Origin of the sequence: Pedobacter sp., from assembly GCF_045628745.1 — a bacterium.
Classification (GTDB): domain Bacteria; phylum Bacteroidota; class Bacteroidia; order Sphingobacteriales; family Sphingobacteriaceae; genus Pedobacter.
In genome coordinates this window covers 1-1,530 of record NZ_JAZQPU010000423.1, presented here as the reverse complement: position 1 = coordinate 1,530, position 1,530 = coordinate 1, and the positions used below count along the sequence as shown (strand labels likewise).

Sequence of the window (1,530 nt, the reverse complement as noted above, 5' to 3'; positions counted from 1 at the left end):
GACATGTCTCCTTTGAAAACATTATACAACTGGGGTAACTCATCTATGCTGTATTTTCGGATAAAAGCACCAATCTTGGTAACCCTTGGGTCATTCTTTAATTTAACAAATGTTGTTTGACCGCCCTCAGTTTTATCATATTGGTTGAGGTTACTCAGCGAATCCAGCTCTTTATTGGCATTGTTGCGCATAGACCTGAATTTATAAAAATCAAAAATATGATAGCCAGTACCTACACGCTTGCTTTTAAAGATTACAGGCCCTCTTGACTCCAAAGCTACAGCAGTAGCAACGGCGATTAATAGGGGAGATAACATTAATAATGCAGATCCAGAGGCAAGCACATCAAATGCTCTTTTATAAAAAGGTATTTTATAATTGATATCAATTTTGGAAAGATCTGACAGTTGCGGTTTGATTAATTTAAACTTAACCAGAAACACAATCCTCTCACAAAGATCCTTAACCGGCACTGGAGCTAAGTATAAATCATTTACCTTATGGCTCATTGCCGTTTTACGCAGTTGCTGGCTTTGATCATCTCCTAATAAAATGATAATTAAACCTTTAAGTAGCGGATCTTTTTTAATCTTATCGATGAAGTTAAAACATTTTTGTGGATCTGTTACTTCAATAATAATGACATCTGGAAGATTAAACAATGACTGATCTTTAAGATAAGCTTCACAACTATCTACGGTGTTTTCTGCATGGACAACAAATGTAGCCTGCAATACTTGCAAAACGTTATGAGTATAAGAAGTTCCAGAATAAAGTAAACGAATGCCATTCCCTGTCATAGTCAACTCAGGCAGTTTAGTTTCCAGCGTATTCATATTTATGGAAAACATTTAAGAGAGCGGATTTCAATTGGGTAGGGTTAAAAGGTTTAGGAATGCAGGCATCTACAGTAAAGGGCATTTCTGCAACTCTTTCATCCAAATTACTGGCTCCAGATAAGATAACAATGGGTGTGTTTCTATAAAATCCGCTGATTTTTAAATTATGAATGAACGAACTTCCATCAAAATAAGGCATTTCTAAATCAGAAAGTATCAATGCTGGCGAATGGCCTTCTTCTAACCAACTTAAGGCTTCTACCCCACTCGTTTTTATGATGAGATCATAATCTGAAGAAAGTACAAAATTTAATAATTTCAAAATTGTAATTTCGTCATCTACAATGAGTATCTGCTTTTTCGTCATAGGAATACTTGTGTACAAACTTAATTGTTACGAACATACAAAATAAAAAACTTAATTGTTAGCAGTCCATTAAGATTGAATAAATTATATCATAAAAAAACCGTAACAGCATAAACTGTTACGGTTTGTGAAATATTTTTAATAAATTATTATTGAACTCTACCTGATTTTCTATCCTGGCCGCGTCCTATTAAGTATCCAGCTCCGGCGCCAACAACACCACCGATAACAGCGCCTCTACCTTTCTTTTTATCAATCAATGCACCACCTACTGCACCTGCGGCTCCACCAATTACACCAGCTTTTGCAGCCTGGCTCCAACCT

At 35.8% G+C, this 1,530-nt stretch carries 3 protein-coding genes; all 3 read right to left on the bottom strand.

The features are described from left to right. Positions 1 to 836 (bottom strand): sugar transferase (locus tag ACR2F7_RS15475; protein ID WP_432714446.1); only part of this gene is annotated, 836 nt, incomplete at its 3' end. Further along, positions 817 to 1,206 (bottom strand): response regulator, encoded by a 390-nt coding sequence (locus ACR2F7_RS15470; RefSeq protein ID WP_432714445.1) that lies wholly within the window; start codon positions 1,204 to 1,206, stop codon positions 817 to 819. The genes ACR2F7_RS15475 and ACR2F7_RS15470, both read right to left, overlap by 20 nt. A 149-nt stretch (positions 1,207 to 1,355) precedes the next feature. Then, positions 1,356 to 1,530, bottom strand: a 175-nt coding sequence (locus ACR2F7_RS15465; protein WP_432714447.1) for a YMGG-like glycine zipper-containing protein, incomplete at its 5' end; no start/stop codon positions are given.